Origin of the sequence: Streptomyces subrutilus, from assembly GCF_001746425.1 — a bacterium.
GTDB classification, from domain to species: Bacteria; Actinomycetota; Actinomycetes; order Streptomycetales; family Streptomycetaceae; genus Streptomyces; species Streptomyces subrutilus_A.
On sequence record NZ_MEHK01000001.1, the window covers coordinates 1207942 to 1231444 of the forward strand.

The window sequence follows — 23503 nt, forward strand, 5'->3', positions numbered from 1 at the left end:
CCGGCCCGGAAGGCGAACCTTGCACGGTTTGGACCCTTCGACCAGTCATGGGGCGTCATGCAGATCAGCGATCTTCCCTATCGGGATCCCGGGGTACCCGACGCCCGTTCCGGTCCCCGCTTCCTGGTGTGGCTGGGCCGGGGTCAACTGGGCGGACAGTTCAAGAGCCTGTGCTGGGGCTTGCTGCACTTCTCCGGAGTCGCCGGACTCCCGTACGCGGTGGGCATGGGCGTCGGCGCGGTGGTCGACCGCGACTCCACCCGGCTGCTGCTCGTCGGCGGGCTGCTCGCGCTGCTCGGCGTCGCGATCTCGGTCGGCGACGCCATGCTGCACCGCACCGCCGTCACCAACTGGATCACCGCCGCGGCCCGCGTGCAGCAGCTGCTGGCGCGCAAGACCGCCGAGCTGGGTTCCGCGCTGACCCGCCGGGTCGCCGCGGGCGAGGTCGTCGCGGTCTCGACCGGCGACGTGGAGAAGATCGGCTGGTTCGTCGAGGCCGTCTCGCGCTTCCTGGCCGCGCTCTTCGCCGTCGTCCTCGTCTGCGTCGGCCTGCTGCTCTACGCGCCCGAGCTGGGCGTGGTCGTGGGGATCGGCGTGCCGCTGGTCGCCCTGGCGGCGCTGCCGCTGCTGCCCCGCGCCACCCAGCGCGCCGACATCCAGCGGGAGAAGGCGGGCAAGGCGACCGAGCTGGCCTCCGACACCGTCGCGGGCCTGCGGGTGCTGCGCGGCATCGGCGGGGAGGAACTGTTCCTCGGCCGCTACCGCGAGGCCTCGCAGGAGGTCCGCAAGGCGGCCGTGCGCAGCGCCCGGATGTGGGCGCTGATCTCCGCGATCCAGGTGCTGCTGCCGGGCGCGCTGATGATCACGGTCGTCTGGTACGGCGCCGGGCTCGTGGCCGACGGGCGCATCGCGGTGGGGGAACTCGTCGCGGCGTTCAGCGCGGTGGCGACGCTGCTCTACCCGCTGCGCCACTTCGAGGAGATCGCCATGGCGTACTCCTTCTCCCGGCCCTCCGCCCAGCGGGCCGCCCGGGTGCTGTCGCTGACCCGTACGGACGCCGCCGAGCGTCCCGCGGCCGCCGCGGCGCAGGCTCCGGCCCCCGGCGGGGACCTGTACGACCCGGAGACCGGACTGCTGGCCGCCGCGGGCCGGTTCACCGCCGTCGTGTGCGGGGACCCGGACCTGGCGGGACGGCTCGCGGAGCGCCTCGGCGGCCACCCCGTGGACACGGCCGTCGACGGGCCCTCGGTGCTCCTCGGCGGAGTCGCGCTGGACGAGCTCGAACTGGACACCGCGCGGACGCTGGTCCTCGTACAGGACAAGGATCCGGTGCTGCTGTCCGGGACCCTGCACGAGCTGTTCACCGTCCCGTCCTCCGGGGCCGTCGAGGCCGGTGCGGCGCTGGCGGCGGCCCAGTGCGCGGATGTCCTGGACGCGCTGCTGCAGTCGGCGCCGGACGGGGTGGAGGACCCGATGGACGCGCGGATCACCGAGCGCGGCCGGTCGCTGTCCGGCGGGCAGCGCCAGCGGCTCGCCCTGGCACGGTCCCTGGTCACGGACCCGGAGGTGCTGGTCCTGGACGAGCCGACCTCGGCGGTCGACTCGCACACCGAGGCACGGATCGCGGACGGGATCGCGGCGCTGCGCGCCGGGCGCACCACGGTGGTCCTGGCCTCCTCGCCGCTGCTGCTGGACCGCGCCGACCGGGTCGTCCTCGTCCACGAGGGCGCGGTGGCGGCGGCGGGTACGCACCGCGAACTGCTGCACCGCGAACCGCTCTACCGGGCGGTGGTCACCCGTGAGACCGAGGACGAGCAGCGCCTCGCGCAGGTGGAACTGGCACAGCTGGAAGCACTCACGGAAATCGAGGAATCCGCATGATCGGCGTGGCGCCGCCGCACTACGATCCGGCGGCCCCCGAATCGGCCGCGACCCTGCCCGTGGGCACGTCGGTGACCGTACGGGGCTATGTGCGCGGCCTGTTCCGGCGCCACCGGCGGGCCTTCGTGGTGCTCGTGACGGTCAACGCCGTCGCGGTGGTCGCCTCCATGGTCGGCCCGTACCTGCTGGGCCGGGTCGTGGACGACCTCGCGGCGGGGGCGCGGGAACTGCGTCTGGGGCAGGTCGCGCTGCTGTTCGCGCTGGCGCTGGCCGTCCAGACCTTCTTCGTCCGGCTGGTCCGGCTGCGGGGGGCGATGCTCGGCGAGGAGATGCTCGCCGACCTGCGCGAGGACTTCCTGGTGCGGTCGGTGGGCCTGCCGCCGGGCGTCCTGGAGCGGGCCGGTACCGGCGATCTGCTGTCGCGGATCACCACCGACATCGACCGGCTGGCCAACGCGATGCGCGAGGCCGTGCCGCAGCTGGCCATCGGCGTGGTGTGGACGGGGCTGCTCTACGGTGCGCTGGCCCTGACCGCGCCGCCTCTGGCACTGGCCGCGCTGGTGGCGCTGCCGGTGCTGGTGATCGGCTGCCGCTGGTACTTCCGGCGGGCGCCGTCGGCGTACCGCTCGGAGGCGGCCGGCTACGCGGCGGTCGCGGCCGTCCTCACCGAGACGGTGGACGCGGGCCGCACGGTCGAGGCGCACCGCCTGGGGCCGGGCCGGATCGCGCTGTCGGAGCGCCGGATCAAGGAGTGGACGGCGTGGGAGCGGTACACGCTGTTCCTGCGGACGGTGCTGTTCCCGGTCGTCAACGTCACGTACGTGACGATCCTCGGCTCCGTGCTGATGATCGGCGGCTACTGCGTGCTGCGCGGCTGGATGTCGGTCGGGCAGCTGACCACCGGCGCGCTGCTGGCCCAGATGATGGTCGATCCGATCGGCCTGATCCTGCGCTGGTACGACGAGCTGCAGATCGCCCAGGTGTCGCTGGCCCGGCTGGTCGGCGTGCGTGAGATCGAGCCGGACGCCGGGGACGCCAAGGTGGGGCCCGAGGGCCGGGACGTCCGGGCGGACGAGGTGCACTTCGGCTACCGGGAGGGCGTGGACGTGCTGCACCGGGTGTCCATGTCCGTGCCGCCGGGCACCCGTATGGCGCTCGTCGGCCCCTCGGGCGCCGGCAAGTCCACACTGGGCCGGCTGCTCGCGGGCATCTACGCGCCGCGCGCCGGTGAGATCACCCTCGGCGGGGCGCGGCTGTCGCAGATGCCGGCGGAGCGGGTGCGCGAGCACGTGGCGCTGGTCAACCAGGAGCACCACGTGTTCGTGGGCTCGCTGCGGGACAACCTGCGGCTGGCCAGGACGGGCGCCGGGGACGCGGAGTTGTGGGCGGCGCTGGGCGCGGTGGACGCGGACGGCTGGGCGGGGGCCCTGGAGGCCGGTCTGGACACCGAGGTCGGTTCCGGCGGGACGGCGCTGACCCCGGCGCAGGCGCAGCAGATCGCGCTGGCCCGGCTGGTGCTGGCGGACCCGCACACCCTGGTGCTGGACGAGGCGACCTCGCTGCTGGACCCGCGGGCCGCCCGGCACCTGGAGCGGTCCCTGGCCCGGGTGCTGGACGGGCGCACGGTCATCGCGATCGCCCACCGGCTGCACACCGCGCACGACGCGGACGTGATCGCGGTCGTCGAGGACGGCCGGATCAGCGAGCTCGGCTCGCACGACGAACTGGTCGCGGCCGACGGGGCGTACGCGGCGCTGTGGCGCTCCTGGCACGGGTGACCGGCGCGCCACGGGGGCGGCCGGGCCTGCGGGTCCGGCCGCCGGGGCGCCGATCGGCTGTAGCCCTGGGACCGGGCCATGGCCCGGTCCCAGGGCTGCAGGGCTGCAGGGCTACAGGGCTAGACGAACCCGAGGGCCGAGGCCCCGCCGAAGCCGCCCAGCAGGATGAACACCGGCATCAGGACCTTGAGCTCGACCCAGCTGCCGGCCCGGAAGCGCATCATCTTCGGCGGGCCGATCGGGTACCAGCGCTTGCCGGCGATCGGCAGGGGCCACAGGATCGGGCAGCCGGAGACGGTCAGGGCGTCGCCGATGTCGTGGACGAGGGCCCCGAGCAGGATCGGCATGCCGAGCCAGAGGTACTCCTGGCCAGGCCCCGTGAACAGCCAGCCCGCGCCGTTGCCGGGCTGGTCGAGCACGCCGGCCAGGATCCACGCGCTGGTGGCGCCGAGGAGCCAGACCAGGACGTCGCTGGACATCCGGGCGGCCCGCCAGAGCAGGCCTTCCACCGCGAGCACCAGATGGACGAAGAGCAGCGCGAGCACGCCCCAGCGGTCGGCGGTCCCGGCGAGCGCTGAGGCGCCGGCGCCGATCATGACGGCCCAGAGCCAGGTGTGGGTGAGGGTGCGGTGACCCCCGGTCCGGCGGGCGTCCCTGGGCGAGCGGGTGGCCTTGTACACGGCGTAGGAAATCTTGTCGACCACCTCGCACAGCCCCCGGGACAGGGGTCCGAAGGCGCGTGAGATCGTCGCCGACTTGTGGTCGAGGTCGGGGGCGAGGGCCGCCCCGGCGCAGATCAGGGCGCCGACCACGAGCACCGGCCACGGCATGGGATGCCCGGCCGCCGCGGTCGCCGCGCCCACCCCCAGCCAGGCGGCCGCCCCCGAGAGTGAATGCGCCGGACCCATCATGGTCGTTCCCCGCCCCGGTGGTGTGGTGTGTGATGTCGTACTCGGGCCCCGTCAACGGATTCGCTCGGGCCGTTTCGACGGCACAGCGTACCGTCGATGATCTTCCTCCCGTCCTCCGGTTCCCTCATCCGGGGGGAAGCCAGGCAAGATGGGGGGCGTGACCCTCATTGATCAGCTCCCGCCGAACGCCGACCCCGATGCCCTCTTCGAGGCTTTCTCCTCGTGGGCGGAGGACCAGGGCATCACCCTGTACCCGGCTCAGGAGGAGGCGCTGATCGAGGTCGTCTCCGGGGCGAACGTGATCCTCTCCACCCCGACCGGCTCGGGCAAGAGCCTGGTCGCGGCGGGCGCGCACTTCACCGCCCTGGCGCAGGACAAGGTCACCTTCTACACCGCCCCGATCAAGGCCCTGGTGTCGGAGAAGTTCTTCGACCTGTGCAAGCTCTTCGGCACCGAGAACGTCGGCATGCTGACCGGCGACGCCTCGGTGAACGCCGACGCCCCGGTCATCTGCTGCACCGCAGAGGTGCTGGCCTCCATCGCCCTGCGCGACGGCAAGCACGCCGACATCGGCCAGGTCGTGATGGACGAGTTCCACTTCTATGCCGAGCCGGACCGCGGCTGGGCCTGGCAGATCCCGCTGCTGGAGCTGCCGCAGGCCCAGTTCATCCTGATGTCGGCGACCCTCGGCGACATGAAGCGGTTCGAGGAGGACCTGACCCGGCGCACCGGCCGGCCCACCTCCGTGGTCCGCTCCGCGACGCGGCCCGTCCCGCTGTCGTACGACTACGTGACCACCCCGATCACCGACACGATCACCGAGCTGCTGGAGACCCGGCAGGCCCCGGTGTACATCGTGCACTTCACCCAGGCCCAGGCGGTCGAGCGGGCGCAGTCGCTCATGAGCATCAACATGTGCACCCGCGAGGAGAAGGACAAGATCGCCGACCTCATCGGCAACTTCCGCTTCACCACCAAGTTCGGCCAGAACCTCTCCCGCTACGTCCGGCACGGCATCGGCGTGCACCACGCGGGCATGCTGCCCAAGTACCGGCGACTGGTCGAGAAGCTCGCACAGGCCGGTCTGCTGAAGGTGATCTGTGGAACCGACACCCTCGGCGTGGGGGTGAACGTCCCCATCCGCACGGTGCTGTTCACCGCGCTCACCAAGTACGACGGCAACCGGGTCCGCACGCTGCGCGCCCGCGAGTTCCACCAGATCGCCGGGCGCGCCGGCCGGGCGGGCTTCGACACGGCGGGCTATGTCGTCGCCCAGGCGCCCGAGCACGTCATCGAGAACGAGAAGGCGCTCGCCAAGGCGGGGGACGACCCGAAGAAGCGCCGCAAGGTGGTGCGCAAGAAGGCTCCCGAGGGCTTCGTCGCCTGGTCGGACACCACCTTCGAGAAGCTCATCGCCGCCGACCCGGAGGCGCTGACCTCGCGCTTCAAGGTCACCAACATCATGCTGCTGTCGGTCATCGCCCGTCCTGGCGATGCCTTCCATGCGATGCGCCACCTCCTCGAGGACAACCACGAGCCGCGCAAGGCGCAGCTGCGGCACATCCGCCGGGCCATCGCGATCTACCGTTCGCTGCTGGACGGCGGCGTGGTCGAGAAGCTCGACACCCCGGACGCCGAGGGCCGCACGATCCGGCTCACCGTCGACCTCCAGCAGGACTTCGCCCTCAACCAGCCGCTGTCCACCTTCGCGCTCGCCTCCTTCGACCTGTTGGACCCGGAATCCCCCTCCTACGCGCTGGACATGGTCTCCGTCGTGGAGTCCACGCTGGACGACCCGCGCCAGATCCTGGCCGCCCAGCAGAACAAGGAACGCGGCATCCAGGTCGGCCAGATGAAGGCCGACGGGATCGAGTACGAGGAGCGGATGGAGCGGCTCCAGGACGTCACCTATCCCAAGCCGCTCGAAGAGCTCCTCCTCCACGCCTACGACGTGTACGCCAAGAGCCACCCCTGGGTCCGCGACCACCCGGTCTCCCCCAAGTCGATCATCCGCGACATGTACGAACGCGCGATGACCTTCACCGAGTTCACCTCCTTCTACGAGCTGGCCCGCACCGAGGGCATCGTGCTGCGCTACCTGGCGAGCGCGTTCAAGGCGCTCGACCACACCATCCCCGACGACCTCAAGTCCGAGGACCTCCAGGACCTGATCGAATGGCTCGGCGAGCTCGTCCGCCAGGTCGACTCCAGCCTGCTCGACGAATGGGAGCAGCTGGCGAACCCGGAGGTGGAGACGGCGGAGCAGGCCCAGGAGAAGGCCGACCAGGTCAAGCCGGTCACGGCGAACGCGCGCGCCTTCCGGGTCCTGGTCCGCAACGCGATGTTCCGCCGGGTGGAGCTGGCCGCCCTCGACCACGTCAACGTGCTGGGCGAGCTGGACGCCGAGTCCGGCTGGGACGCGGACGCCTGGGGCGAGGCCATGGACGGCTACTGGGACGAGTACGACGACCTCGGCACCGGCCCCGACGCCCGCGGCCCGAAGCTGCTCCAGATCGAGGAGGACCCGGCGCACGGCCTGTGGCGCGTCCGCCAGACCTTCGCCGACCCCAACGGGGACCATGGCTGGGGCATCAGCGCCGAAGTCGACCTCGCGGCCTCCGACGAGGAGGGCCGGGCCGTCATCCGGGTCACCTCGGTCGGCGAGCTCGGGGCGCGCTGAGCACACCGCCCACCCCCGGCGGCCCGCCGACCCAGTCGGCTCCCGCCTCCCGCCCGCTCCGCCCGGACCCGACAGTGGAGAACCCCTGATGACGAACCCCGCCGAGAGACTCGTGGACCTGCTCGATCTGGAGCAGATCGAGGTCAACATCTTCCGCGGCGCCAGCCCGCAGGAGTCCCTCCAGCGCGTCTTCGGCGGCCAGGTCGCCGGCCAGGCCCTGGTCGCCGCGGGCCGCACCGTGGAGAGCGACCGCCCCGTCCACTCGCTGCACGCGTACTTCCTGCGCCCCGGCATCCCCGGGGTGCCGATCGTGTACCAGGTGGAGCGGGTGCGCGACGGGCGGTCCTTCACCACGCGCCGCGTCACCGCGGTCCAGCAGGGCAAGACGATCTTCAATCTCACCGCCTCCTTCCACCATCCGGAGGAGGGCGGCATCGAGCACCAGCTGCCCCCTCACCACGTCCCCCATCCGGACACGCTCCCCAAGGTCGCGGACGAGATCCGCGAACACCTCGGGGCGCTGCCGGAGTCGCTGGAGCGGATGGCCCGCCGCCAGCCCTTCGACATCCGCTACGTGAACCGGCTCCGCTGGACTCCCGAGGAGCTCAAGGACGCCGATCCCCGCAGCGCGGTGTGGATGCGGGCGGTCGGCCCGCTGGGCGACGACCCGCTCGTGCACACCTGCGCCCTCACCTACGCCAGTGACATGACCCTCCTCGATGCCGTGCGCATCCCGGTGGAACCCCTGTGGGGGATGCGCGGTTTCGACATGGCGAGCCTCGACCACGCCATGTGGTTCCACCGGCCGTTCCGGGCGGACGAGTGGTTCCTGTACGACCAGGAGTCGCCCATCGCGCACGGCGGCCGGGGCCTGGCCCGGGGTCGCATCTACGACCTGGAGGGCCGACTGCTGGTCTCCGTGGTCCAGGAGGGCCTCTTCCGCCCGTACCCCGCCCAACCGCCCCGGCCCGCCCGGTAGTCGGCCGAGCCCCGCCGCCCCGCCCGCCACGAACGAGGAACCGAGCCCGCCCATGCCCACCCCGGCCCTCCCCTGCCCCTGCGGGCTGCCCGCCGTCTACCCGGAGTGCTGCGGCCGCTTCCACTCCGGTGCCCAGCAGGCACCCACCGCCGAACGCCTGATGCGCTCCCGGTTCAGCGCCTTCGCCGTCGGCGACACCGCCTACCTGCTGCGTTCCTGGCACTCCACGACCCGTCCGGCCCGGCTCGACCTGGACCCCGGACAGCGCTGGGAGCGCCTGGAGATCCTCGCCGCCGAGCGCGGCGGGATGTTCGAGACGGAGGGGTCGGTGGAGTTCCGGGCGCAGTACCGCGAGGGCGGGCACACGGGCTCGCTGCACGAGCACAGCACCTTCTCCCGGGAGGGCGGGGCCTGGGTCTACGTGGGCCCCCTGTCCCCCGTCGACTTCGACTGACCGCGCGCTCCGGTCAGGGCGAAGTCCAGGCTGGTGCGGTACCAGTGGATCTCCTCCGGCGGCCCCGCTTTCAGCAGCCGCAGCGCCACGGCCGCGGCCGCCGGCGCCTGCGGATGCCCGTACGGCGGGGGCGGAGCGAGGGCGGCCAGCAGGATCCGCTCCGCCGGATCGGGCACGGCCTGCGGCAGCTCTTCCTCCGGGAGCACGGATGCCAGGACCGCGGCCCGCTCCCAGGGGTCGGCGGTCCGTCTCAGCAGCAGCCCGACGTGTCGGCCGCGCCATTTCCTCGGGCGCAGATCCGCCTTGGCCTCCAGCAGCTGCCGGTCGGCCGGGGGCGCGGTCCCGCGCAGCCGCGCCGGCTCCCGCGCCGCGAACTCCCGCAGCTCCGCGGTCAAGTAGAGCCACACCACCGCCCGGTACCGGTTGATCCGGTAGCCGACCGGGGTGAGGTGCCCGCAGCGGGCGAGCCGGGTGAACCGGCTCGGTCCGATTCCCAGCACCCCGGCCGCCGCTTCCGCGCCGGCCACGGTCGCCACCCGTTCGCGCAGGGCCTCCAGCCCGCCTTCGGCAGCCCTGACCCGGTCCAGCTCGGCCCGCGTGTAGCGAGCGGCCCAGCCGGGCGCCGACGGCCCGGCCCGCACGATCCCCAACTGGACGGCACGGGCGAACTCCCCCCGGGTCAGACCCAGTTCCCCCGCGGCCCGCCCCCCACCCACCAGCACCTCGGCCGGCAGCTCCGTACCCACGCCACCCGGGGCGCCGGCAGGGGCTCCGACACACGGACCGCCGCTGCCGCCTGCCGGGACGGCCTCCCGGAGCGCGGTCCCCGGCCGCGTCGTCACCATCGTCGCCATCGCCATCATCACGGTCTCCCCACAAGCGTCGATTACTCTGCGTGAAGACCGTAACTCAGAGCGACGACACTCCGGCAACCCTGTGGACAACCGAGACCGACGCCGACTTCCTCACCCGCCGGTGACGCGCCGCTCCGCCACCCCCAGGTGCTCACCCACCCGGTTAACCAGCAGCGTCATCTCGTACGCGACGTGCCCGATGTCCGCCTCGGCGGCGCTCAGCACGCACAGGGAGCTGCCCGGGCCCGCGGCCATGACGAAGAGCACCCCCTCGTCGTACTCGACCATCGTCTGCCGGACCTCCCCGGCCCGGAAGTGCCGCCCCGCCCCCTTCGCCAGGCTCTGCAGTCCGGCCGCGACGGCCGCCAGGTGCTCCGCGTCCTCCCGCGCCAGCCCGGCGCTCGCGCCCGTCACCAGCCCGTCGTTGGACAGCACCACCGCGTGCCGCACTTGCTGGACCCTGCGCGTCAGATCGTCCAGCAGCCAGTCCAGCTGCTTGTCCAGTGCCATTCCCCACCCCTCCCCGTGGACGCGCCCGCCTGGCCGCGCCGCGCCCCGCCTAGTCGTCCCGCAAGCCTTCCCCACCAGTGCCTTTCCGGCAAGGAGGATGTCCCCATGGCGAAGAAGATGACTCAACAGGAATGGCGGGCGTTCGTCTCGCACGCCACCCGCACCGGAAAGCTCTCCACCGTGCGTGAGGACGGCAGCCCCCACATCGCCCCGATCTGGTTCGTGCTCGACGGCGACTCCTTCGTGTTCAACACCGGCAAGGACACGCTGAAGGGGCGGAACCTGGCCCGTGACGGCCGGGTCGCGCTGTGCGTCGACGACGACCGGCCGCCGTTCTCCTACGTGGTGCTCCAGGGCCGCGCCGAGATCAGCGAGCACGCCGACGACCCGGACGAGATCCTCCACTGGGCGACCCGGATCGGCGCCCGTTACATGGGCGAGGAGCGCGCGGAGGCCTTCGGCCGCCGCAATGCCGTCCCGAGCGAACTCCTCGTCCGCGTCCCCATCGACAAGGTGATCGCCCTGGCCGGGATCGCGGACTGACCCCGCCGGCGCCCCGGCTCGGGCGGCGGCGGCCGGTTCAGACCGAATCGGCCTGCGGCTCCACCGATTCGAGCAGCCGGGCGGTGTGCACCCGCCCGGCGTACTCGACCAGCCTGATCAGCACTTCCTTCCCCGAGTCCTTGTCCCGCGCGTCGCACAGGACCACCGGCGTCCCCTGGTCCAGGTCCAGTGCCCGCGACACGTCGGGCGCGCCGTAACGCCGGGCGTCGCTGAAGCAGTTGACGGCCACCACGAACGGGATGCGGCGGTGCTCGAAGTAGTCCACCGCCGGAAAGCAGTCCTCGAGGCGTCGCGTGTCCGCGAGCACCACCGCGCCCAGCGCCCCCTGGGACAGCTCGTCCCACAGGAACCAGAACCGGTCCTGCCCCGGTGTGCCGAACAGGTAGAGCGACAGTCCGGAGCGGATGGTGATCCGCCCGAAGTCCATGGCCACGGTCGTGGTCCTCTTCTGGTCCACCCCGCCCGTGTCGTCGACGAGTTCGCCCGCCTCACTCAGCTGTTCCTCGGTCCGCAGCGGCCTGATCTCGCTCACCGCGCCGACCAGCGTGGTCTTGCCGACCCCGAAGCCGCCGGCCACCAGGATCTTCAGCGCGAGCGCCGCCAGTTCCGTGTCGTCCCCGGGACCGGGATCCGCCGGCCCGTCGTCGTGCAGTCCCATCACAGCGCTCGCAATCCCTCGATGACTTCCCGCAGAATCCGCTCGTCCGGCAGCTGTGCGGGCGGTACCGGCCTGCTGACCTTGACGTGCCCGCCCTCCAGCAGGTCGCCGAGCAGCACCCGCACCACCCCCACCGGCAGGTCGGCGTCGGCGGCGAGCTCCGCCACCGACTGGGTCTCGGACCGGCAGAGTCCGAGCAGCGCCCGGTGTTCCGGGCCGAGCAGCGACTCGGCAGCCGCGTCGGTGCCTTCCGGATCCACGACGACCAGTGCGATCAGGTCGAAGCGGACCCCGTGGGGTCCCGGCTTCGTACGCCCGCCGGTCATCGCGTACGGACGGACGAGCGGGCCCGCGTCGGCGTCGTACCACTGGCCGTTCATGTGCCGGACCGCCGCCCTCAGCCGGCGGCCGGCGGCCGGGCCGCGAACCGGGGCGGGGTGTACAGGTGTTCGCCGACCCGCTTCACCAGGCGGGCCATCTCGTAGGCGATCAGGCCGATGTCAGCCCCGGCGCCGCTGAGTACGGCCAGGCAGGACCCGTCCCCGGCGGCCGCGACGAAGAGGAAGCCCTCGTCCATCTCGACCATCGTCTGACGCACGCCCCCGGCATGGAAATGCCGACCCGCGCCCTTGGCCAGGCTGTGGAAGCCGGAGGCCACGGCGGCCAGGTGCTCGGCGTCCTCCCGGCGGAGCCCGCTGGAGGCGCCCACCGGCAGGCCGTCGTTGGACAGGACCACGGTGTGCCGGACCTCTCGAACCCGCACCACCATGTCGTCCAGCAGCCAGTCCAGTTCGCCCGACCTGCGGACGCCCCCGTCGAGCCCGATTCTCTGGTGTTCGATCATCACACTTCTCCTTTGCTGCCTGCGCTGCCTTCACGGCCCGCGTACGGGGAGTTCTCCCGGGCGCCGCGGACCCAGCCGTCCCGGTAGGCGGCCATCCGGTCCCGGGCCTGTTCCGGACTGCGCCCCGGCGGATCCCCGGCGAGCGGCGCGCCCGCCGGAGCCTGGGGGGCGGGGGTCTCGCGCAGCTGCGGGACCAGGCTGGCCTGGCGGACCCGGCGCGGCAGTTCCGTCACCGAGGCGGAAGGGGGTGCGGCGGCGTGCGGCGCGCCCGTGAGCGCGCCGCCCGCGGTGCGCGGCCGCAGCGCGGCCACCGGGGCCGGCCGGGGCTCCGGCCCGGCGGGGAGGGAGCCCGGGTCGGCGAACCCGCGCGCGTCCTCCCGTACGAAGGTCGTCGCGGGCGGCTGCTCCGCCTTCTCCGCCGCCTCCGGTGCCGGTGCGGTCTGCGGTACGGGTGCCGAGGCCGCGGCCCGTGCTTCGCCGGCCGCTCCGGCGCCGGATTCCGGCTCCGGGAAGCCGGCCGTGATCGCGCCCTGGAGCATGGAGTTCGGCAGCAGCACCACGGCGGTGGTGCCCCCGTACGGCGAGGTCCGCAGGTGCACCTTCACCCCGTGCCGGGACGAGAGGCGGCTGACGACGAACAGCCCGAGCCGGTCGCTGTCGAAGAGGTCGAGCGCCTCGGACTGCTCGATGCGGCGGTTGGCTTCGCCGAGGGTCTCGCGGCCCATGCCGAGCCCGCGGTCCTCGATCTCCAGGACGTAGCCGGCGCCGACCGGCTCACCGCTGACGCGGACCTTGGTGTGCGGCGGGGAGAACTGGGCGGCGTTCTCGATGAGTTCGGCCAGCAGGTGGGTGAGGTCGGCGACGGCTCCCCCGACCACGGCCGCCTCGGCGAGCCGGCGCACCTCCACCCGGGGGTAGTCCTCGATCTCGGAGACGGCGGCGCGTACGACGTTCGTGAGCGGGACCGGCATCCGCCAGGCGCGGCCGGGGGCGGCACCGGAAAGGATGATCAGGCTCTCCGCGTGCCGGCGCATCCGGGTGGTGAGGTGGTCGAGGCGGAACAGGTCGCCGAGCTCGTTCGGGTCGTCCGCGCGCCGTTCCATCGAGTCGAGCAGGGTGAGCTGCTTGTGCACGAGGACCTGGCTGCGGCGGGCGAGGTTGACGAACACCCCGGAGATCCCGCTGGCCAGTTCGGCCCGTTCGACGGCGGCGCTGAGCGCGGCCCGGTGGACCGTGGCGAGCGCCTCCCCGACCTGCGTGATCTCGTCGTCGGCGGGCGGCCCCGCCGGGGTCTCGGCGGCGACGTCGATGTCCTGGCCCGCGCGGAGCCGCTCCATGGCGTACGGGAGTTTGCGGTGGGCGATCTCCAGCGCCGTGTTGCGCAGCGAGACCAGCTCCACCACGAGGACGCGGCCGATGCGGACGGAGATGACCAGCGAGGCGGCGACGGCGGCCAGGCCCAGCAGCACGGCGGCTCCGGCCGGGCTGAGGGCCCCCTCGGCGAAGGGGTCGTTCCGGTCGGCGGCCGCGGCGTGCGCGGCTCCCTCGATCTCGCGCATCGAGGCGGCGATGCCGGTGTGTGCGGCTTCCCAGCCGGCGGGGGCCCCGCGCACTTCCTTGGCCGCGCCGGCGGCCAGCGCCCGGTCCTCGGCGGCGGTGAGGTCGGCGTAGGCGGCGCTCTTGGCGACGGACTGCCAGGCGGCTTCCTGGGCGGGAGGCAGGTCGCGGGCCGCGGCGGCGGTGAGGGCGCGGCGGGTCTCGATGGTGCCGGTCAGCTGCCGAAGCGTTTCGGCGCTGCGCGGGCCCGGCACGGCGAGCAGCGCGTCCTCCCGGGAGAGGAGCTCCCCGGCCCGGGCGAATTCCAGCAGGACCCGGGAGGCGGGGCCGAGTTCGGCGGCATCCCCGCCGGTCAGGGCGCCGCCCACGGCGAGGGCCGAGTCGACCACGCGGGTGTAGATCTCGTAGGCGGCTTCGGGAGTGGCGCGGCGACCGGTAACGTCCTTGCGCGCGGATTCCAACGCTTCGGCGTCGGCGACGAAGGCCCCCAGGCGGACCACGATGTCCGAGCCGTAGTCGCCGGAATCGGCGGCGGTGTTGCGGTCGCCGAGGCGCAGCCGCCGGACGGCGTCGTCGGTGCGCCGGGCCTGCTGGTCCAGGGCGGCCGGGTCGGCGGCGGGGTCGGCGAGGAGCCGGACGGCGGCCCGCCGTTCGGCCTGGAGCTCGGTGACGGCGGCGGCGACGGGGGTGCGTATCTCGGCGTCGGCCTGCTGGACGCGGGTGAGCCGGGCGATGTCCTGGGCGGTGCTGACGGTGGCGAAGGCCCAGAGGGCGAGCAGGGAGACGACGGGGACCATCAGCAGCGAGACGATCTTCGCGCGGACGGTGGCGGGACGCAGCCGCAGCCGTGGGCCCCGGTCGCGCGGCGGCAGCGCGGCGGCGGGGGCGGGTTGGTGGAGCACCTGCTCGGGGTGTTCGTCGGCCGGCGGTCCGGCGTGCGCGCGGCGGCCCGTACCCGCGCCGTGGCCGCGGCCGCCCGCCGCCGGCGCGGGAAGCCGCGGCGCCGCTGCTTCCGGTTGTCTGCGGGGTGTGCGCATGGGCTCCTCGTTCCGGGGCGGTACCGACAGGTGCGGGTCGTTCGGCGGGCTGGGCGGTGCGTGCGGGGCGGTGCGGGTCGTCCGGCTGACGGTGCGGCGGTTCGGTTGGCGTGCGATGGCGGTGCGGGTGCGGCGGGGTACGCACCTGCGTACGCGTGCGGGACGCGTTCAGTGGGCGGCCGCCGCCCGCTCCCCGAGGCTCCGGACGGAGTCGGAGGCGGCTCGTTCGTCGGCGGTCGGCGACAGCGCGACGAAGGCGGCGGTGATGAACAGGTACGAGCCCAGCCCGACGGCGAGCGGGAAGATGAACTGCATGGCCGTGGCGCCGGGCAGGGCGGCGTCCGACGGGGTGACGCTGACGGCGACGGCGGTCATCCCGGTGTAGTGCATGCTGCTGACGGCGGCCCCCATGACGAGCGAGGCGATGGCCACGGCCACCGGCGACTTGATGTTGAGCGCGGCCCACAGGGCCGCCGTGGCCGCGACCACGGCGATGGCGACGGAGAGCCCGACGGTGAACGGGTCGTAGCTGACGCGACCGTGCAGGCGCAGGGCCGCCATGCCCAGGTAGTGCATGCTGGCGACGCCGAGCCCGGTGGTGAGGCCGCCCAGGACGAGGGCCCGCCCGCGGTCCTTGCCGTATCCGACGGCGAACACCCCGGCGCCGACGACCAGCACGGCGACGACCAGGCTGAGGATGGTGAGCGGAACGTTGTAGTGGATCTCGGTGCCGATGACGTCGAAGCCGAGCATCGCGACGAAGTGCATCGTCCAGATGCCGGTGCCGATCGCCGAGGCCGCCGTGAGCAGCCAGTTGCGCCGGGAGGCGCCCGTCGCGGCGAGCGCGCGGACGGTGCAGCGCAGCCCGAGGGCGGCGCCGATGGATGCCATCACGTATGACAGCACGGGTGTCAGCCAGCCGTATGCGGCGTGGTCCAGGTGTCCCAGGTGTCCCATGGCCACCGGACGCTAGTCCGGGTGAGGGCACGAACAGGGGGAGCATTTCGAAAGCCGCTGTAACTGCTGGAATATGACAGAGATACGTTCATCTCCGATCACACCGCGTGCCACCTTGCACACGGTCCGCAGACCCGCGCCGCCCGCCGTTGGGGGATCATGGGCGCATGAGCGAAGACCACACACGCGTGCAGGAGTTCTTCGGGGCGCGCGCCGCCGACTGGGACCGCAAGTTCCCCGGCGACACGCCCGCCTTCGCGACCGCCGTCGCCGAGTTCGGCCTGCGGCCCGGGGACCGCGTACTCGACGCGGGCTGCGGCACCGGGCGGGCCCTCACCCCGCTGCGTGCCGCGGTCGGAACCTCCGGCACCGTCATCGGAGCGGACCTCACCCCGCAGATGCTGGCCGCCGCGCAGCGGGCGGGGCGCGGCGCGCAGGCCGCGCTGCTGCTCGCGGACGTGACCCGGCTGCCGCTGCGCGACGGGGCGCTGGACGCGGTCTTCGCCGCGGGACTCGTCGCGCACCTGCCCGACCCGGACGCGAACCTGCGCGAACTGGCCCGGGTGGTCCGCCCCGGCGGCCGGCTCGCGCTGTTCCACCCGATCGGGCGGGCGGCCCTCGCCGCGCGCCAGGGCCGCGAACTGACGCCGCAGGACCTGCGGGCCGAGCACAACCTCGGCCCCCTGCTGGCCCGTTCGGGCTGGGAGATGACCTCGTACGCCGACGAGGACGCCCGCTTCCTGGCGCTGGCCGTACGCCAGAGCTGACACATGCGTCGTACGTCGGCCCCTTGCCCGGGATGCGCGGACGTGCCCGGGGGCCCGCCGGAGGCCGAGCCCGGCTCCGCGGGCCGGCGGGGACGCGGGACGGGGCAGCCGCCGGTTCCGGCCCGGGCGAACACGCCGAGCCCGCCCCCGCCGTCGCCGCCGGGGCCGGCCTCCGAGGGCTGGACGGAGGATCCCTCAGCCGGTGACCACGCTGCCCGGATGTCCCGTTCCGTGGTGGGCCGCCGACTCTACGTGCAGGTGGGGGCCGTGGAATTCGTCGGCCGCAGGCCTCGACGGGCGGGTTACCCGCTGGTTAAGGTGCGCCGACGAGAGAGCTACCGGGAGGCCAGGTGTCCGACGACGAGGGTGGCGGCTCGCTGTACGTGCTGACCGCCGTGCTGCTGACCCCCGCGCAGTTCCCCAGCATCCTGGGCGACGACTTCCCCGAGGCCTGCTCCCTGCTGGGCGTGGCGCCGAACCGGGAGGGGTACGGGCTGGTGCTCGGCCAGGACGAGGAGGGCGCGCGCTGGACGGTCGTGGTGGACGACGTCTCGCTCGTGGCCGCGGCCATCGCCTCCTGGGACTGCGGGATGGACTACGACCTGTCCCCCGACGAGCGGTCGGTCGTGGTCTCGCTGGCGGGCTGGCCGCTGGAACTGTCGGTGGCGGCCTCGGGGATCCCGGAGCCGCACGATCCGGAGCAGGGTGCGGACGGCACCGGGCGGGTGCCGCTGGCCCCGCCCTCGGCGGAGGCCTGGGGGCCGGTGCAGCGGCGGATGGCCGCGGACCAGATCGCCCGGCAGTGGGACGACTGGAGCGGGCGCGAGGCGCTGGACGGCGGGGCCGAGGCCGCCGCGCATCCGGGGCTCGCGCGGGCGCTGGAGGAGGCCCGGGCCTACACGCTGGCACCGCCGCCGCCCGGGCGGGTGCGGTCCTCCTTCGCGGGTGAGGAGGCCCGGACCCTGCGGGCGGACGGCCCCGGCTGGTCGCTGGTGGCCCGCACCGGCGAGGCCGCCTTCGTCCTGCTCGACGAGGAGGCCGGCGGGGTGCTCGCGGTGCCGCGGGACGGGGAGACGGACCTGCCGGAGCTCCTGGCGGCGCTGGACCGCGTCGCGGTGCGCCCGGTGTGAACAGGTACGGACAACCGAGAGCGCGGCTACTGCTGAGCGGTCCGCCCGGCACCGACCGACCGCCACGGGCCTGCGCGCCGTGTCCGGTCGGCGGGCCGGCCGGATCCGGCGGCGGCGCGGGGTGCGGGCGGTCCGGGGGTCGTCAGCGGCCGATCTGCTTTCTGGACACGCCCCGCAGGCGACGCCGCTGAGAGGAGTCCAGCAGGAGATAAGCGGCCGCGGGCACACCGATCAGGACCAGCAGCCCCGCCCAGAACCCGACCGCCCAGAACAACACGACGGCTGCCGCGACTCCGGCAACCGCCACCTTTCCACTCGTGGACATCTGCGGACACCTCCACCCGTCATCGGCCGTCGTCGGCCACTACCCGCTCAACGCACCACCGCGACTCCGCGTTCCCGGACGACCCGCACCGCCCGGCACCGCCCGGCACCGCCCGCAGCACGACCCGGGTCACGGCCCGGCCGGAGCATTCCCGTCGGCCGCCTTGAAACCCCGTAGTCAAGTTTGAGGAACGAGTGTTCGGCGAATGAGGACCCTCACGTGCGGCCACCGGTTCGGTGTGCTCCGGGGATCGGTGTTCTCGGTAGCGTGTCCCCCTGCCGCATGGGGTGTCCATGGGTCCGGCTGGTCCGTGCGGGGGCCTTCCGCGGAGAGTGATGAGGCTGCGATGAGTGAACCGACGAAGCCCGAGGTCGACGTTCCCAAGGGTGCGGCTCCTACCGAGCTGGCCATCCGGGACCTGGTCGTCGGGGACGGGGCCGAGGTGAAGCCGGGCATGGTGGTCAGGGTCCACTACGTCGGGGTGACCTTCGAGTCCGGGAAGGAGTTCGACTCCTCCTGGGACCGGGGGCAGCCGTTCAAGTTCGCCCTGGGCGGCGGCAGGGTCATCAAGGGCTGGGACCGGGGGGTGAGGGGGATGAAGGTCGGCGGCCGGCGCGAGATCATCGTTCCCCCGCGACTCGGCTACGGCAATCAGTCGCCCTCGCCGTTGATCCCGGCGGGCTCGACCCTGGTCTTCGTGGTGGACCTGCTCGACTCGTATTCCACCACCGCCGGGTGGGGCAGCGCCCAGTGAGGCGCGACTGCGTGGAAGCCCCGGCTCCGGGGGCTTCGGGAGCGGGCAGCACGGACGCGGTGTCAGACCGCTGACGTATCCTTCCGGCCACCGCACACCGACTCAGAGGACCAAGAGAATTGACCGGCCAGTCCGCCTTCCCGCTGCCCTTCCACGCATCCCGCTCCATATCGTTCGCGACACCCCGCACGCTGCGGGAACTCGAGATGATGCAGTGCAGCGCACACCTTCGGGCCAAGCCCGGGTGGTTCGACAAGATGAACGACGCCGACATCGTCGCCAGGTGGACGCGGGAAGCGGTCGACCAGGGTCTCACCGAGGCACAAGTGCGTTACGTGCTCGCCGAGCTCGCGCATTACGCCGCGCTGCGGGACGGGCGGACCGGCGTCGAGGTGTCCGCCGTCGACGGGGTGTGGCAGTCGGACACACTGGTCGACGACAGGCTGAGGTCCCGGCTGCGCGAGGCGGTCCACGTTCTGGAACAGGTCCCCGAAGGGGAGAAGGACTGGCATCCCGGATCCGGCGGCCAGGTACTGGATCTTGTTCATCCTTCGCTGTTCTGCCTGGTGAGAGAGGCGAGTGGGGCGCCCGAGGAGACGTGGCAGAACCCGACGGACCGCTATTCGAAGTACGAGTTCTCGGAGAAGTTCCAGTGGCTGCCCACGGACGTCGAGGTCAGTGACGACGGCGATGTCGCCTTCCTCTCGTACGTCAACAACGTCCACCCCGAGCTGCACCGCGAACTGGCCTCCGTCCTGCCGGAATTGTTCGGGCGCATGCGCCCGCTCCTGGAGAACGTGCTCACCGATCTGCGCCATCCGCGGCCCCCGCGGATCGAGGCCGATCCCTATGGGTGGTACGACTCGGAGCCGGAGCATCCGGACAAGTCCGCCTACAGTGATGGCGCGGCCCACGCGGAAGCCCTCCGTGCGTGGGAACAGGCTTATGACGCCTGGTGGGAGAACCGCTGCCCGGTCATCCCGGACGCCCCGGCCTTCACCCCGCCCGAGCTGCCCGACGCATCCGCCCGTGTCGACCTGCGGGGCCGCCGTCTGCAGGTCATCGTCAAGCTCGCCACCATTCATCTCACCCCGGAGAAGCCCGAGTACGCCGGGGGTTCCTGGCACGTCGAGGGGATGTTGAACGAGCGGATCGTCTCGACCGGCATCTACTACTGGGACAGCGAGAACATCACCGAAAGCCGGCTGAGTTTCCGGGCGGCACTCGATGACCCGAACTACGAACAGAACGACGACGACGGTCTGCGCGAGGTCTACGGCCTGGAAGACGAAGACCCGCTGAACCAGCTTCTGGGGTCGGCCTCGACACCGGCCGGCCGCTGCCTGGCGTTCCCCAACGTCCTGCAACACCGCGTCGGCTCGTTCCGCCTCACGGACCCCAGCCGCCCGGGGCACCGCAAGATCCTCGCGTTCTTCCTGGTCGATCCGTCGCAGCGGATCACCTCGACCTCCGACGTGCCACCACAGCAGCCGTGGTCCGACACCTCGACCATGACGCTCGAACAGGCGAGGGACTACCGCGAACAACTCATGCGCGAACGCAAGTTCTTCGTCGACGAACACAACGAGCAGCTCTACGAGCGCGAGTTCTCCCTCTGCGAGCACTGAGCCGCCTCCCTCCCAGCGCTGTCCGTGGGAGCGTCTGACCTGCGTTCCATGATCGAGGGTAAGTTCGAGCCGGACATCCCCTGCCCGCACCGGTCCCTGCCGGACTTCCGGGACGCGCACACGGTCGCGGCCCTGCCCTGGCACCCCGAAATAGCCGCGGCCCCGCTGCTGACGGGGGTCGCCTCGGCGGCCGACCAGGGCGGGGGCCGCGGCGCGCCCGACTTCCTGGAGGCACTCGCCGCGGCGGACGGTCCGGCCGGGCCGGCCGTGCACCTCGCCGTCGCCTACGGGCTCGCCTCGGTTCCCCGGGAGGACCGGGACGCCGCCGTACGGGCTCTGCTCCTGCTGGCCGCGCGGGGCAGGCTGGACGGGGAGCTGCCGGGCCGGGAACTCGCGGAGCTCGTGGGGCTGGGCACGCTGAAGGCCGCCCCTGTGACCGAGTCGCCGCGGGCGGCGGCCGCCGCCCCACAGGGAGCCGCCCCGGTCTGCGCGGTCCTGGCCGCGGGCCTCCCGGGCCTCCTCGCCGCGGCCCGGCCGCAGGCGCACGGGGCGCTGCCGGCCGTCGCGGCCGACAGCGCGCGGCTGTCGGGTGCGCGCGGTAACTGCCCGAGGTGACCGCTCCGGCGCAGCGGCCGGAGTCGTCCCGCCTGCTCAAGGAGGCCCGCCGGCTGCGCGACACGCTGGCGGGGCTCTGACTCACCGGGCCCGTCGGTCGGCCGCGTCGAAGCGGGCCAGTGCGAGCGCTCCGGCGCCGAGCGCCCGCTCCAGGGCCGGGCCGAGGCCGTCGTCGAGGCCGCCGAGGGCCTCGGCGGCCTCCTCGACCGCGTCCCGGGCGATCTCGGCGGCGACCTCCTCGGTCGGGGTGCGCGGGCCGAGTTTGCTGACGGCCGCCGCAGCCCGGGCGGGGGTGAGCAGCGCGGCGACCTGGCCGAGGAGCCAGCCCGGCACCCCTGCCGCGCCTTCGGCGGGCGCCCGGTAGGGGCGCGAGCCGTCGAAGCGCTCGTCCTCGGCGAACGCGGGGTGCTTGAGCTTGGCCACCGGGCGGGCGGTCGGGATGGCGGCGCCGCCGGGGGCGTCCCAGTCGTCGGCGGGCTTGACGACCAGGCCCTCCGCGAGGTTGCCGGGCAGCTCGGGCAGGCCAAGCAGGGCCGGCACCCGGGTCGGGAACACCGGCGTCCGCTCCTGCACCTGGGCGAGCGTCCCGCGGACGATCAGCGGGGCGCAGTGCAGGCCCGCCGCGTCGGCGGCCTCCCGCAGCGCCCGGTCGCCGGCCCAGCGGGTGGCGCCGCGGGCCGTCTCGACCCTGCCGCCGCCGGCCGTCTCGACCGTGGCGTCGAACGGCATCCAGAGCAGGTCCGGCGCGTACCAGACGCCGGTCTGTACCGGCTCCGCAACCGCCGAGGGCGGCACGTCCGGATGCGGATAGTGCCCGCCGGCCAGTTCACCGTAGACCGTGACCGGCGCCGAGGGGCCGGCGCCGTACGTGCGGCGCAGGGCGGCGGCGCAGCGGTCCGCGGCGACGGCCAGGGCCGGCCAGATCCGTCCCACGCCGAAGAACTCGTCGAGGCCGCTCTCGCCGAGCAGTTCGCGGCGCTTGGCCGGGCGGACTCCGGTGCGGTCGCACACGACGGCGAAGTTCGCACCGTGGACCTTCTCCAGCGCGACCCACTCCCGGGCCGCCCGCGCCTCTCCCAGCCGGACCCGGGAGGGGATCTTCGGGTACGGCGACCAGCCGCTGTCAGCCGACATGCCGACCGCCGCCGTGCTGGTGCTGTTCGGGCAGCCGGCTGTCGGGGTGCGCCCACGGCATCACGTTGGCGGGGCGAGCGTCGCCGAAGACGGTCTCCGGCTGACGGCCTTCCGCGAGGCCGGCGTCGAGCGCGCAGCGCAGTTCGGGGATGTGGAAGAACGTCTTGTCGTTGGCGCGCGAGTACCCGGCGAGGGTCAGCTCGGTGCCGGGTATGCGCCAGGTCTTCCACTGCCGGAACGGGTGTCCCCGCTCGAGCCGTTCGGGGTGCGCGGGAGTCCGCTCGGGGGCCTGTGCCATCGGTGCCTCCGTCGGACCGCCGTGATCAAGGTGAGGGCCCGATCGTAGCGGCCGGCAAGGCGGGAGGGCCCCCGGTTTTCCGGGCGTGCGGACCGGGCGGGACCTGCCGGGATGAGCGCGCGTGCTGCGGGGTCCGCGCCCGGGGCGGCGTCGGTCCTTCGGAGGGCCGTGGAGTCCCCGGCCGGGAAGCCCTAACGTGGGGAGCAGCGGCGATTGGAGCGGCCATGCTCGGCTCGTCGGCCTCGGCCCGGTCCATTCCACGGCGGTCCCCCGCGGAGCCGGCCGGGGGCGCCCGGGTGCGTGTTGCGGGGATGGTCCGGTCCGAGGGGCCCGGGCCGTTGTCGCCGCTCGGGCGGATGCGCAGCGCCGTCCGCCGTGCACGGGCCGGGCGCCGCTGGGGGCGGGTGCGGGAGGTGGACCTGTGGCAGCGCGCGCTGGGGTTCGCCGCGCTCGGCTTCCTGACGCTGGTACCCCTGCTGATCGTCGTCTCCGCGGCGGACGCCTCTGGCGGGCGGGGGTTCGCGCAATGGCTCGGGGACGGGCTCGGCGTGTCCGCGTCCGCACGGGTGGAGATCGAGCAGCTCTTCGCCCTGCCCGGGCAGGCGTGGCGGAGCACCACGGCGTTCGGCCTCGCCCTGCTCGCCGTGTTCGGCCTGTCCTTCGCCGCGATGCTGCAGAACGGCTACGAGAGGATCTGGGACATCCTCCCGGCCCGCTGGTGGGCCAGGTGGCGGCACGTGCTGTGGCTGGCCGTGCTCATCGGCTTCCTCTACCTGTCGGCCATCACGCCGCCGTGGCGCGACTCTCCCGCCCGCGGCTACGTGACGTTCGTGATCGGCATCCTGTTCTTCTGGTGGTCCCAGCGGCTGCTGCTCGGCGGCCGGGTCCCCTGGACCGCCCTGTTCCCCGGGGCGGCGGCCACCATGATCGGGCTGCTCGGGCTGCGGATCTTCTCCCGGCTGGTGTTCTCGCCGCTGATCGCGTCCAGCGCCGTCACCTACGGCCCCTTCGGCACCGTCCTGGTCATCCAGACCTGGCTGGTCGGTGTGGGCGTGGTCGTGTTCGGGGGTGCGCTCGCCGGCCGCGCGCTCCACGAGGAGCTGCTGCGCCGCGGGAACCCGGCGCACCGGGACGGCTGAGCGCAGGACGCGCCACCGCGCGGGCTCGCACGGCCGACCGCCCCGAACA

Annotated in this window: 23 protein-coding genes; 12 read left to right on the top strand and 11 right to left on the bottom strand. The window is 73.4% G+C overall.

Annotation, left to right across the window (positions count from 1 at the left end):
- The first annotated feature begins 57 nt into the window (after window positions 1–57).
- Together BGK67_RS06420 and BGK67_RS06425 are read left to right on the top strand one after the other, a co-directional pair.
- Window positions 58–1881: an ABC transporter transmembrane domain-containing protein gene (locus BGK67_RS06420; RefSeq protein WP_069918994.1), complete on the top strand. Its 1824-nt coding sequence runs from the start codon at window positions 58–60 to the stop codon at window positions 1879–1881.
- On the top strand, window positions 1878–3659 hold the full coding sequence (locus BGK67_RS06425) for an ABC transporter ATP-binding protein (protein WP_069918995.1): 1782 nt from the start codon (window positions 1878–1880) through the stop codon (window positions 3657–3659). The genes BGK67_RS06420 and BGK67_RS06425 overlap by 4 nt, the downstream gene beginning before the upstream one ends.
- 119 nt (window positions 3660–3778) lie before the next feature.
- Here BGK67_RS06425 and BGK67_RS06430 read toward each other — a convergent pair whose 3' ends face one another.
- On the bottom strand, window positions 3779–4570 hold the full coding sequence (locus BGK67_RS06430; RefSeq protein ID WP_069918996.1) for a metal-dependent hydrolase: 792 nt from the start codon (window positions 4568–4570) through the stop codon (window positions 3779–3781).
- 157 nt (window positions 4571–4727) lie between these two features.
- Here BGK67_RS06430 and BGK67_RS06435 point away from each other — a divergent pair, with 157 nt between their 5' ends.
- The 3 genes from BGK67_RS06435 to BGK67_RS06445 all read left to right on the top strand — a co-directional run bounded on the left by BGK67_RS06435 (window position 4728) and on the right by BGK67_RS06445 (window position 8683).
- Entirely contained in the window at window positions 4728–7250 is a 2523-nt protein-coding gene (locus tag BGK67_RS06435) for a DEAD/DEAH box helicase (RefSeq protein ID WP_069923672.1), read from the top strand.
- A gap of 88 nt (window positions 7251–7338) precedes the next feature.
- A complete protein-coding gene (locus BGK67_RS06440; protein WP_069918997.1) occupies window positions 7339–8229 on the top strand; it encodes an acyl-CoA thioesterase in 891 nt (296 codons plus the stop codon).
- Window positions 8230–8281: 52 nt separating this feature from the next.
- Entirely contained in the window at window positions 8282–8683 is a 402-nt protein-coding gene (locus BGK67_RS06445; protein WP_069918998.1) for a YchJ family protein, read from the top strand.
- Here BGK67_RS06445 and BGK67_RS06450 read toward each other — a convergent pair.
- Both BGK67_RS06450 and BGK67_RS06455 read right to left on the bottom strand, forming a co-directional pair.
- Window positions 8647–9429: a DUF6397 family protein gene (locus tag BGK67_RS06450; RefSeq protein ID WP_141754015.1), complete on the bottom strand. Its 783-nt coding sequence runs from the start codon at window positions 9427–9429 to the stop codon at window positions 8647–8649. The genes BGK67_RS06445 and BGK67_RS06450 overlap by 37 nt on opposite strands.
- Window positions 9430–9648: 219 nt before the next feature.
- Window positions 9649–10047: a roadblock/LC7 domain-containing protein gene (locus tag BGK67_RS06455; protein WP_069919000.1), complete on the bottom strand. Its 399-nt coding sequence runs from the start codon at window positions 10045–10047 to the stop codon at window positions 9649–9651.
- A 105-nt stretch (window positions 10048–10152) separates the two neighbouring features.
- On the opposite strand from BGK67_RS06455, the gene BGK67_RS06460 reads away from it, so the two are divergent.
- Window positions 10153–10590: a PPOX class F420-dependent oxidoreductase gene (locus BGK67_RS06460; RefSeq protein WP_069919001.1), complete on the top strand. Its 438-nt coding sequence runs from the start codon at window positions 10153–10155 to the stop codon at window positions 10588–10590.
- Window positions 10591–10627: 37 nt separating this feature from the next.
- On the opposite strand, the gene BGK67_RS06465 is transcribed toward BGK67_RS06460, so the two are convergent.
- From BGK67_RS06465 to BGK67_RS06485, 5 genes are all read right to left on the bottom strand, one after another.
- Window positions 10628–11269 (bottom strand): GTP-binding protein, encoded by a 642-nt coding sequence (locus BGK67_RS06465; RefSeq protein WP_069919002.1) that lies wholly within the window; start codon window positions 11267–11269, stop codon window positions 10628–10630.
- The gene (locus BGK67_RS06470) at window positions 11269–11649 is read right to left on the bottom strand and encodes a DUF742 domain-containing protein (protein ID WP_069919003.1); all 381 of its coding nucleotides are present in this window, start codon (window positions 11647–11649) and stop codon (window positions 11269–11271) included. Before BGK67_RS06470 ends, BGK67_RS06465 begins: the two co-directional genes overlap by 1 nt.
- A 17-nt stretch (window positions 11650–11666) precedes the next feature.
- Window positions 11667–12113 carry a roadblock/LC7 domain-containing protein gene (locus BGK67_RS06475; protein WP_069919004.1) on the bottom strand — a complete coding sequence of 149 codons (447 nt, stop codon included), beginning with the start codon at window positions 12111–12113 and terminating at the stop codon, window positions 11667–11669.
- Window positions 12113–14707 carry a sensor histidine kinase gene (locus BGK67_RS06480; RefSeq protein WP_069919005.1) on the bottom strand — a complete coding sequence of 865 codons (2595 nt, stop codon included), beginning with the start codon at window positions 14705–14707 and terminating at the stop codon, window positions 12113–12115. Before BGK67_RS06480 ends, BGK67_RS06475 begins: the two co-directional genes overlap by 1 nt.
- 168 nt (window positions 14708–14875) lie before the next feature.
- Window positions 14876–15655 (bottom strand): MHYT domain-containing protein, encoded by a 780-nt coding sequence (locus BGK67_RS06485; RefSeq protein WP_069923673.1) that lies wholly within the window; start codon window positions 15653–15655, stop codon window positions 14876–14878.
- 176 nt (window positions 15656–15831) lie between these two features.
- On the opposite strand from BGK67_RS06485, the gene BGK67_RS06490 reads away from it, so the two are divergent.
- On the top strand, window positions 15832–16431 hold the full coding sequence (locus BGK67_RS06490) for a class I SAM-dependent methyltransferase (RefSeq protein ID WP_069919006.1): 600 nt from the start codon (window positions 15832–15834) through the stop codon (window positions 16429–16431).
- A 350-nt stretch (window positions 16432–16781) separates the two neighbouring features.
- Complete coding sequence (locus tag BGK67_RS06495) at window positions 16782–17561, top strand: hypothetical protein (protein ID WP_069919007.1); 780 nt, start codon at window positions 16782–16784, stop codon at window positions 17559–17561.
- Window positions 17562–17703: 142 nt separating this feature from the next.
- Here the strand turns inward: BGK67_RS06495 and BGK67_RS06500 are convergent, their stop codons facing one another.
- A complete protein-coding gene (locus BGK67_RS06500; RefSeq protein WP_069919008.1) occupies window positions 17704–17886 on the bottom strand; it encodes a hypothetical protein in 183 nt (60 codons plus the stop codon).
- Between the two features lie 346 nt (window positions 17887–18232).
- On the opposite strand from BGK67_RS06500, the gene BGK67_RS06505 reads away from it, so the two are divergent.
- From BGK67_RS06505 to BGK67_RS06515, 3 genes are all read left to right on the top strand, one after another.
- Window positions 18233–18640 carry an FKBP-type peptidyl-prolyl cis-trans isomerase gene (locus BGK67_RS06505; RefSeq protein WP_069919009.1) on the top strand — a complete coding sequence of 136 codons (408 nt, stop codon included), beginning with the start codon at window positions 18233–18235 and terminating at the stop codon, window positions 18638–18640.
- A gap of 119 nt (window positions 18641–18759) precedes the next feature.
- Window positions 18760–20268 carry a DUF4246 domain-containing protein gene (locus tag BGK67_RS06510; protein ID WP_069919010.1) on the top strand — a complete coding sequence of 503 codons (1509 nt, stop codon included), beginning with the start codon at window positions 18760–18762 and terminating at the stop codon, window positions 20266–20268.
- Between the two features lie 48 nt (window positions 20269–20316).
- A complete protein-coding gene (locus tag BGK67_RS06515; RefSeq protein WP_069919011.1) occupies window positions 20317–20883 on the top strand; it encodes a hypothetical protein in 567 nt (188 codons plus the stop codon).
- An 81-nt stretch (window positions 20884–20964) separates the two neighbouring features.
- Here BGK67_RS06515 and BGK67_RS06520 read toward each other — a convergent pair whose 3' ends face one another.
- The gene (locus BGK67_RS06520; RefSeq protein ID WP_069919012.1) at window positions 20965–22017 is read right to left on the bottom strand and encodes an RNA ligase family protein; all 1053 of its coding nucleotides are present in this window, start codon (window positions 22015–22017) and stop codon (window positions 20965–20967) included.
- Entirely contained in the window at window positions 22007–22315 is a 309-nt protein-coding gene (locus tag BGK67_RS06525) for a hypothetical protein (RefSeq protein WP_069919013.1), read from the bottom strand. The genes BGK67_RS06520 and BGK67_RS06525 overlap by 11 nt, the downstream gene beginning before the upstream one ends.
- A gap of 356 nt (window positions 22316–22671) precedes the next feature.
- Here BGK67_RS06525 and BGK67_RS06530 point away from each other — a divergent pair, with 356 nt between their 5' ends.
- Window positions 22672–23454: a YhjD/YihY/BrkB family envelope integrity protein gene (locus BGK67_RS06530; RefSeq protein ID WP_069923674.1), complete on the top strand. Its 783-nt coding sequence runs from the start codon at window positions 22672–22674 to the stop codon at window positions 23452–23454.
- The last annotated feature ends 49 nt before the right edge of the window (window positions 23455–23503 follow it).

What these genes read in the sequence shown, in the direction of transcription:
- BGK67_RS06520 (WP_069919012.1), bottom strand. Translation starts at nt 22,017, where the DNA reads ATGTCGGCTGACAGCGGCTGGTCGCCGTACCCGAAGATCCCCTCCCGG.
- BGK67_RS06440 (WP_069918997.1), top strand. Translation starts at nt 7,339, where the DNA reads ATGACGAACCCCGCCGAGAGACTCGTGGACCTGCTCGATCTGGAGCAG.
- BGK67_RS06490 (WP_069919006.1), top strand. Translation starts at nt 15,832, where the DNA reads ATGAGCGAAGACCACACACGCGTGCAGGAGTTCTTCGGGGCGCGCGCC.
- BGK67_RS06515 (WP_069919011.1), top strand. Translation starts at nt 20,317, where the DNA reads ATGATCGAGGGTAAGTTCGAGCCGGACATCCCCTGCCCGCACCGGTCC.
- BGK67_RS06500 (WP_069919008.1), bottom strand. Translation starts at nt 17,886, where the DNA reads ATGTCCACGAGTGGAAAGGTGGCGGTTGCCGGAGTCGCGGCAGCCGTC.
- BGK67_RS06505 (WP_069919009.1), top strand. Translation starts at nt 18,233, where the DNA reads ATGAGTGAACCGACGAAGCCCGAGGTCGACGTTCCCAAGGGTGCGGCT.
- BGK67_RS06425 (WP_069918995.1), top strand. Translation starts at nt 1,878, where the DNA reads ATGATCGGCGTGGCGCCGCCGCACTACGATCCGGCGGCCCCCGAATCG.
- BGK67_RS06480 (WP_069919005.1), bottom strand. Translation starts at nt 14,707, where the DNA reads ATGCGCACACCCCGCAGACAACCGGAAGCAGCGGCGCCGCGGCTTCCC.
- BGK67_RS06530 (WP_069923674.1), top strand. Translation starts at nt 22,672, where the DNA reads ATGCGCAGCGCCGTCCGCCGTGCACGGGCCGGGCGCCGCTGGGGGCGG.
- BGK67_RS06470 (WP_069919003.1), bottom strand. Translation starts at nt 11,649, where the DNA reads ATGAACGGCCAGTGGTACGACGCCGACGCGGGCCCGCTCGTCCGTCCG.
- BGK67_RS06445 (WP_069918998.1), top strand. Translation starts at nt 8,282, where the DNA reads ATGCCCACCCCGGCCCTCCCCTGCCCCTGCGGGCTGCCCGCCGTCTAC.
- BGK67_RS06460 (WP_069919001.1), top strand. Translation starts at nt 10,153, where the DNA reads ATGGCGAAGAAGATGACTCAACAGGAATGGCGGGCGTTCGTCTCGCAC.
- BGK67_RS06455 (WP_069919000.1), bottom strand. Translation starts at nt 10,047, where the DNA reads ATGGCACTGGACAAGCAGCTGGACTGGCTGCTGGACGATCTGACGCGC.
- BGK67_RS06475 (WP_069919004.1), bottom strand. Translation starts at nt 12,113, where the DNA reads ATGATCGAACACCAGAGAATCGGGCTCGACGGGGGCGTCCGCAGGTCG.
- BGK67_RS06430 (WP_069918996.1), bottom strand. Translation starts at nt 4,570, where the DNA reads ATGATGGGTCCGGCGCATTCACTCTCGGGGGCGGCCGCCTGGCTGGGG.
- BGK67_RS06465 (WP_069919002.1), bottom strand. Translation starts at nt 11,269, where the DNA reads ATGGGACTGCACGACGACGGGCCGGCGGATCCCGGTCCCGGGGACGAC.
- BGK67_RS06420 (WP_069918994.1), top strand. Translation starts at nt 58, where the DNA reads ATGCAGATCAGCGATCTTCCCTATCGGGATCCCGGGGTACCCGACGCC.
- BGK67_RS06525 (WP_069919013.1), bottom strand. Translation starts at nt 22,315, where the DNA reads ATGGCACAGGCCCCCGAGCGGACTCCCGCGCACCCCGAACGGCTCGAG.